Source organism: Pseudomonas sp. GW704-F2 (genome assembly GCF_059423025.1).
This window is the reverse complement of the sequence record NZ_JBWKXO010000083.1, coordinates 1-7,517: the sequence shown is the minus strand read 5'-3', so window position 1 is coordinate 7,517 and position 7,517 is coordinate 1. Positions and strand designations below refer to the sequence as shown.

Annotated in this window: 8 protein-coding genes; 2 read left to right on the top strand and 6 right to left on the bottom strand. The window is 64.3% G+C overall.

All coding sequences use genetic code 11. The annotated features are described in order from the left end of the window. Positions 1–108: 108 nt before the first annotated feature. The 6 genes from AC07W0_RS30660 to AC07W0_RS30635 form a co-directional block, all read right to left on the bottom strand. On the bottom strand, positions 109–774 hold the full coding sequence (locus tag AC07W0_RS30660; RefSeq protein WP_017847492.1) for a response regulator transcription factor: 666 nt from the start codon (positions 772–774) through the stop codon (positions 109–111). Between the two features lie 24 nt (positions 775–798). Further along, a complete protein-coding gene (locus tag AC07W0_RS30655; RefSeq protein WP_017847491.1) occupies positions 799–1,338 on the bottom strand; it encodes a PQQ-dependent catabolism-associated CXXCW motif protein in 540 nt (179 codons plus the stop codon). Between the two features lie 107 nt (positions 1,339–1,445). Further along, positions 1,446–2,237 carry an ABC transporter permease gene (locus tag AC07W0_RS30650; protein WP_017847490.1) on the bottom strand — a complete coding sequence of 264 codons (792 nt, stop codon included), beginning with the start codon at positions 2,235–2,237 and terminating at the stop codon, positions 1,446–1,448. Further along, positions 2,234–2,974, bottom strand: coding sequence for an ABC transporter ATP-binding protein (locus tag AC07W0_RS30645; protein WP_046487266.1), 741 nt, complete (start codon positions 2,972–2,974; stop codon positions 2,234–2,236). Before AC07W0_RS30645 ends, AC07W0_RS30650 begins: the two co-directional genes overlap by 4 nt. Continuing rightward, positions 2,971–3,930 (bottom strand): YVTN family beta-propeller repeat protein, encoded by a 960-nt coding sequence (locus tag AC07W0_RS30640; protein WP_046487263.1) that lies wholly within the window; start codon positions 3,928–3,930, stop codon positions 2,971–2,973. Before AC07W0_RS30640 ends, AC07W0_RS30645 begins: the two co-directional genes overlap by 4 nt. 34 nt (positions 3,931–3,964) lie before the next feature. Further along, the gene (locus AC07W0_RS30635; RefSeq protein ID WP_102618998.1) at positions 3,965–5,149 is read right to left on the bottom strand and encodes an ABC transporter substrate-binding protein; all 1,185 of its coding nucleotides are present in this window, start codon (positions 5,147–5,149) and stop codon (positions 3,965–3,967) included. 279 nt (positions 5,150–5,428) lie between these two features. Here AC07W0_RS30635 and AC07W0_RS30630 point away from each other — a divergent pair, with 279 nt between their 5' ends. Further along, positions 5,429–6,691, top strand: a complete 1,263-nt coding sequence (locus tag AC07W0_RS30630) for a HAMP domain-containing sensor histidine kinase (RefSeq protein ID WP_102618997.1) — start codon at positions 5,429–5,431, stop codon at positions 6,689–6,691. Continuing rightward, positions 6,688–7,314, top strand: coding sequence for a response regulator transcription factor (locus AC07W0_RS30625; RefSeq protein WP_017847484.1), 627 nt, complete (start codon positions 6,688–6,690; stop codon positions 7,312–7,314). Before AC07W0_RS30630 ends, AC07W0_RS30625 begins: the two co-directional genes overlap by 4 nt. The last annotated feature ends 203 nt before the right edge of the window (positions 7,315–7,517 follow it).

Below are 7,517 nucleotides of genomic sequence, written 5' to 3'. Positions count from 1 at the left end.
ACCTATAACTGATCCACCGCTATCGGGGGCAAGCCCCCTCCCACACAAGCCCCACACAAACCCCACACAAGCCCCATCCCACAAGGCTTCTATGTTGTTTCCGAAAGATCAGCGACGCAGATAAGAACCAAAATCAATATCCCCCGCGCTCAAAATCGCCTGCACCCGATTATGCACATTCAACTTGCGCAAAATCGCCGACACATGGGCCTTCACCGTGGTCTCGGCGATCTCCAGGGTGTAGGCAATCTGCTTGTTCGACTCGCCCTTGGTCATCCGCTCCAGCACCAGCAACTGCTTGCGGGTCAACGCCTGCAGCAATTCCGGAGCGAAGCCCGGGTTTTCGTTCAGGCGCCGGTGGGTGCCGGGTTTCTGGGTGCGGATGATGTCCGGCGGCAGGTACACATTGCCGTTGAGAATCTGCTGGATCGCCTCGGTCATTTGCTGGCGCGGCGACGACTTGGTGATAAAACCGACGGCGCCATAGGTGATGGCCTGCAGCACGATTTGCTTGTCTTGCTCGGCGGACACGATCACCACCGGGATGGTCGGCGATTCGTTGCGCAGATTGATCAGGCCATTGAGACCGTGCATGCCGGGCATGTTCAGGTCGAGCAGGATCAGATCGAGGTCGTCGTGTTCCTGGGTCAGCGCCAGGGCGCTGTCCAGGTCGGCGGTCTCCATCACTTCGCTGCCGGGGAAACCATCGCTGATGACGTTATGAATCGCTTCGCGAAACAGTGGGTGATCATCGGCAATCAGGATTTTGTACATGGCCGTTCACCTTTCTTATTGTGGTTATTCAAATGGCTCGGGTTGCGCCACCGACACCGGCAGCTTCGCCGCTTCCCAGGCATCCAGGCCATCGCGATACCAATACACAGAGGTATAGCCCAGGTTGGCGGCACGTTTTACCGCGTTCCAACTCAGCCAGCAATCGGAGCGGCAATAGAAGACCAATGGTCGTGCCAGGTTGCCGCCACTGTAGGTGTACAGGTGGCGCACGAAATAGCTTTGCCACTCCGGCGTAAGGTCGCCGTCGCCGGTGTTGGCCAGCCAACGGCTGCCGGGCAGGTTGGCGTGGGGCTGGTCTTCGATGAAGCGGCCTTGCAGCCACTGGCGGCGATACGTATCGATCAGCACCGGGGCTGGGGTTTGGGTCAGCAGGGCTTGCAGGGCAGGGGTGTCGATGATCGTCGCGCCCTGCACATGATCGGGCGTGGGGCTGCGATACAGGCTGATGCGATAGCCGTCGGCGGAAAACAATGGCGTATCGGCCTGTACGTTGGCGGCAAACAGGCACAGCAGCGCCAACAAGGGCAGTCGGGCAGGCAGCATGGCAGGGCGATCCTTATCGTTATGCACCCATTACACGTGAGTCCCGAGCCCTTGGGAATGCGACGATAGACAGGAAAACCAGTACTAAAGTAGTAGTTTTGGCGCCCTCAGCCTTTTTTGCGCAACGCCGCATGCTGGGGGTTGAAGGTCAGCACCGCCAACACCGCGAACAGTACGGTCAAGCCCAGGCACACCGCGAGGGCCAGGCCGGCGAAGCGTTCATACAGGGCAAAGCGCACCAGCTCGACGGCGTGGGTGAAGGGGTTGATTGCGCACAGCCAATACAACCACTCGCTGGAGTCGCGCATCTTCCACAACGGGTACAGCGCCGACGATATGAAAAACAGCGGGAAGATCACGAAATTCATCACCCCGGCAAAGTTCTCCAGTTGGCGGATCGCGTTCGACAGCAGCAAACCCAGCGCGCTCAGCATCAAGGCCACCAGCAGCAAGGCCGGCAGGGCGATCAACAGCCCCATGGCCGGCGGTTGCACGCCGTAGACCCAGGCGATCGCCAGGAACCCGTACACCTGCAACAGTGAAATCAGCGCGGTGGCGAGCAACTTGCTGCACAGCAAAAACGTGCGCGGCAGCGGGCTGGTCAGCAGCACGCGCATGCTGCCCATCTCGCGGTCGTAGACCATCGACAGCGAACCCTGCATGCCGTTGAACAGCAGGATCATGCAAGCCAGCCCCGGGATGATGTAGACCTCATAGGGAATGTAGGTGTCGTAAGGTTCGATCACCGAGATACCCAGCGCGGCGCGGAACCCGGCAGCGAACACCAGCAGCCACAACAGCGGGCGCACCAGGGCGCTGAGAAACCGCGTGCGCTGCAATACAAAGCGCAGCCACTCGCGCAGCACGATGCCGCGCAAGCATTGCCAGTAAGCGTTCATGCCGGGGCTCCCGTCGTTGTGGGGCGGGTCAGGCGCGCAAAGACGCTGCCGAGGTCGCCACCCTGTTCGAGGATCAGCGCATCGACCTGCCCGCTGGCCACCAAGCGGCCCTGGTGCAGGATCATCAACGCATCGTCGGGCTGCACTTCATCGAGCAGGTGGGTGGTCCACAGCACGCTGATGCCTTGCTCAAGGCACAAGTTGCGCACGTGCTGGTTCAGCGCCAGGCGGCTGGCGGGGTCGAGGCCGACGCTGGCTTCATCCAGCAGCAGCAAGCGCGGTTCATGCAACAACGCCCGGGCGATTTCCACGCGGCGCCGGTGCCCGCCGTTGAGCTCGCGGACTTTTTCGCGGCGCCGCTCGGTGAGGGCCTGGCGCGCCAGCTCGGTTGCGACGCGCACGTCGGTCTGGCGCCGCGACAAACCGTGCAGCGCGGCGTGATAACGCAGGTTCTGTTCGACGCTCAAGTCCAGGTCCAGGGTGCTTTGCTGGAACACCACCCCCAGTTGCGTGAGGGCTGCGCGCGGTGCATCGCGCAGGGAGTGGCCGCCGACGCGGATGTCGCCGCTTTGCAGGTCGTACAAGCGCGTGAGCAGGGCGATCAAGGTCGACTTGCCGGCGCCGTTGGGCCCCAGCAACGCGGCGAATCGCCCCGGTGCCAGGCTGAAGCTCACCTCGTGCAAGGCCTGGCGCGCGCCATAGGCGAAGCTCAGGTCGCGCACCTCCAGGGCGTTCATGGCGTGACCACCACGCCCCATGGATAACGCCCGACCTTCACCGACTTGAGCACCTTGAGGCTGTCCACATCGATCACCGACACATCGCCGCTGACGCCATTGGTGGCCAGCAACTGTTTTTCGTCCGGGGTAAATGCCATCTGCCACACGCGGCGGCCTACCAGCAGGTAGTCGAGGATCTCGAAGGTCTTGGCGTCGATCACCGCCACATGGTTGGCCGGGCCCAGGGCGACAAAGGCGTACTTGCCGTCGGAACTGAGCTTGATCCCCACCGGTTGCACTTTGTCCGGGTGGACGCCCTTGATCTTGAACGTCAGGGTTTTGAGGACCGCGCGGCTGGCCACATCGAGGATGGTCACGGTGCCGCCGATCTCCGCCGAGGCCCACAGCTGCGAGCCATCGTGGTTGAACTCGACGAAGCGCGGGCGCTGGTCCACCAGGGTGCTGTCGACCAGGGTCTGGGTGCTGGTGTCGATCCAGTGCAGCATGTTCGTGGTTTCGCTGGTGTTCACCGCCCACTTGCCGTCCGGGCTCACGGCCATGCCTTCGGGCTCTACGCCGACGTTGATCTGGCCGAGCACCTTGGAGGTCTCGGTGTCGATCACCGTGACCAGTGCATCGTCTTCGTTGGACACATACAGCCAGCGGTCATTGGGGTGCAGGGCGAACTGCTCGGGGTCTTTGCCGGAGGGCAGTTCCTTGATGATCTTGCGCGTGGCCACGTCCATCACCTGCACGCGGTCCGAGTCGCTGGCGCAGATGTACAGCAGCTTTTTGTCATGGGACAGCAGCAGGCCCCGCGGGCGCTGGCCGACCTTGAGCGTGTCGGTGACTTGCAGGGTCTGCATGTCGATCAGGCTGAGGGTATTGTCTTTCTCGTTGGAGACCCAGGCGGTGCTGGCCACGGCGTGCCCGGCGGCAAGCAGCAGGGCGCATGAGAGCAGGGTGCGGCGCATGGCGGATTCCTTATTATTGTGAGTAGGGGAGCGATCAAGGGAAGCGGCAGGTCACCTCGGGTTTGTCGTAGCCCAGGCTGTCCATTTCGTTGAAGGGGTGCAGGAAACCGTCCTGAGGCGAGGTGCTGACCAGGGCGCGGGGCTGCACGATCGGAATCGGTTGGCGCAGTTGGCCGTTCCACGCGCGATAGCTGAGCTTGCGGCCCTTGAAGCCGTCCAGCGGCAGTTGCTCGCTGATCTCCAGTTGGCGGATGGTCATGGGGTCGACCTGGCGCAGCTTGTTCACCGCACTGGCAACGCTGCGCACAGCCATCCAGGCGGCGAAGTCGCGGTCGTTCATCCAGCGCCCGGCCAGGGCTTCGAAGCGTTTTTGCAGTTGCGCGGCGCCGTAGGTCTCGACGGTCTTGTGCCAGCCGGTGGGCGTCAGGCCCTGGGTGCCGGCGACGGGGCGCGGGTACCAGGTCTGGTAGGGCACGTACTCGCCGAAGTCGCCGCGCTCGTCCGCCACCAGCACCACGTCGTATTCGGCGGTCTGGGTGAACAGCGGCATGTCTGCCTGGGCGCTGCGGCGTTGGTCGTTATCGAAGCGCCAGGCTTTCTCCGCCACCAGATGCACGCCGAAGCGCTTGGCGGCGCGGCGCAGGGCGGCGGCGTAGGCCTGGTCATCCTCGGTGGGGCCGACGATCAGCAGCGCCTTCTGCCATTTGCGCACCACCAGAAATTGCGCCAGGGCATCGGCGAGCATGGCCCGGCTGGGCAGCGTGTGCAGCACGTTGCCCAGGCAGTCGGTGCTGCGCAGGCTGTCATCGGGGCTGCCGGCGTTGAACAGCAGGCTGTCGGGCAGGGCCGCGCTGAGCTGGCGCAGGCTGGCGGCGGGGGCGTTGACCACGAACAGGCGCAGGCCCTGGTCGTGCTGGGCCTGGGCGGCGGCGAGCAGGGCGTCGGGGCTGTCCAGCGTGGCACTGGTCAGGCTGTAGCGTTGGTTGAGAAAGGCGCCGGTGCTGTTGCTGTCGATGATCGCCAGTTCCGCACCGCGTTGCCCGGCGTCGGTGGGCTCGGGGATCACGTTCGACAGCAGCGGCCCAGGGTCGGGCCGATAGCCCAGGTAGCCGATCTGCACCGCCAACGGCGCCTCGGCGGCCTGGCTGGCAGTGGCCACCCCGGCGGCGCAGGCAATCGCCAGCAGGTAGAGCACGGCGTAGGGGGCGAGCTGGCGCATAAGGCACTCCATGTCAGGTAGCGCCAGCATAGGAAGCCTTATGTCTGCTGCAAATATGCAGAAAGTACCGCTGAGCCAGTACCAAGGTAGTAGCCCCGCGCAGGTGACGCGGTCTTAGCATGGGTTACCCCCACCGTGTCCATCCGGGAGATGAACGATCATGCAAATCCTCAAGGCGCTGCTTTTGCCGTTCCTGCTGATCGTGAGCCTGATCGGCGTCGACAAGCTGCACGCACCACGCCCGGCGCTGAGCGTGCCCGCCAGCGTGGCGCACTAGGTATGTCGGCACTGTGGCGCATCAACCTGTGGGTGTGCGGTTTCTTCGCCTTGGTCACCTGCGCCTGCACCGCGCTGTTGTTGCATCAGGCCCTGACGGATGTGGAGCGTGAGCTGCAATCGGCCGAAGCGGTGGTGCATTACCTCAGCGCAACCGCCGAGCGCGACCCGGCCAGCCTGCAACCGCATCTCACCGCCAGCCTGCGCCATGTGCGCGTGCATTGGCTGGCCCCCGACGAGACCTTGCCGGCGCCGCTGCCGTCCGGCCTGGACGCCTGGCTCGGGCGCCTGCTGTTTGCCGAGGCGCGGCGCAGTGCCCAGGTGCTGGACCTGCCGGACGGCCGCCGCGTGTCCATCGCCGTCGACCCGCGGGATGAGATCGATGAAGTCTGGGACTCCCTGCAACAACTGTTGAGCCTGTGCGCCCTGGCCCTGGCGCTGAGCCTGCTGACTATCCGCTGGGCGGTGCGCCGTGGCATGGGCGTACTCGACGAACTGCTGCGCGCCTTGCAACAGGTGTGCGCCGGCCGGCTCAATGTGCGCCTGCGCAGCGCCGGTTCGCCGGAAGCGCGGCAACTGGCGCTGCATTTCAACCGCATGACCGACGCCCTGGAGCAGGCGCACACCGACAATACCCAACTGACCCAAACCCTGATGGCGGTGCAAGAGCAGGAGCGCAACCACCTGGCCCAGACCCTGCATGATGACCTCGGCCAATACCTGGCCGGTATTCGCGCCCAGGCCTGCCTGTTGCGTCTGGTCACCGACCAACCGCAATTGCTCGCGCGCACGGTGGCGCAGCTGGAGGATCACTGCGATCACTTGCAGCAAGGCTTTCGCGCACTGGTCCACGACCTGTACCCGGTGGCCCTGCAGCACCTGCCGCTGGCCGAGGCGTTCGCGATGCTGGTGACGCAGTGGCAGGCCAGCCATGGCATCGATTGCCGGCTGCGGGTCAGCGCGGACCTGCCGGCGTTGTCCGGGGCGAGCAAGACGCACCTCTATCGCCTGCTGCAGGAAGCCCTGACCAATATCGTGCGGCATGCCGATGCCAGCCAGGTGCGCGTGCGCCTGCATCGTCACGGTTCGCGCCTGCGCCTGTGGGTGCGCGATAACGGTTGCGGCGCGCAAACGCCGCAGCGTCCCGGCGTCGGCCTGTATTCGATGTACGAACGCGCGCGCTGCCTGGGCGGCGAACTGACAATCCTCAGCCACCCCGGCGTCGGTTGGGCGCTGGCGTTGAACATGCCATTGGAGGCCTCATGAATATTCTGTTGGTGGACGACCATGCGGTGGTGCGCCAGGGCTATGCCAGCCTGTTGCGCGCGCTGTTGCCGGCCATCGAAGTGCGCGAAGCGGCCAGCGGCGAAGAGGCCTTGAGCCGGGTCCAGGAAGCACTGCCGCATTTGGTGATCATGGACTTCGGCCTGCCCGGCATCAGCGGCCTGGAAACCACGCGCCGCCTGCGCCAGCGCCTGCCGCAACTGCGCGTGCTGTTCTTCAGCATGCACGACGAACTGCCGCTGGTGCGCCAGGCCCTGGAAGCCGGCGCCTCGGGCTACCTGACCAAAAGCTCGGCGCCCGAGGTGTTGATCGAAGCGGTGCGGCGCGTCCTCGACGGCCACGCCTATATCGAACAGTCCCTCGCCACCCAACTGGCCTACACGCCAAGCGACCAACGCTTGCAAGGCATGACCCCGCGTGAGCTGGAGATTTTCCTGATGCTGGCCAGAGGCACGCCGACCCGAGTGATTGCCGACCAGTTGAATATCAGCAGCAAGACCGTGTCCAACCACCTGACCCTGCTCAAGAGCAAATTGCAGGTCAGTTCCCATGCCGAACTGGTCCACCTGGGAATCGACCTCGGCGTGGTACGCGTAGCGGGCTGATCCCCCCATGTACCCCTGTTACCACTGTTACCACTGTAGGAGCGAGCTTGCTCGCGAAGACCGTCAACGATAACGCGAAAAACCAGACCCCCCGCAGCGGTCTCGGGCTTTTCGCGAGCAAGCTCGCTCCTACAAAAGTTACCGGTCAGTGCCCATGCCTAGCGGGGCACCTAGACCCCCCTGTAGGAGCGAGCTTGCTCGCG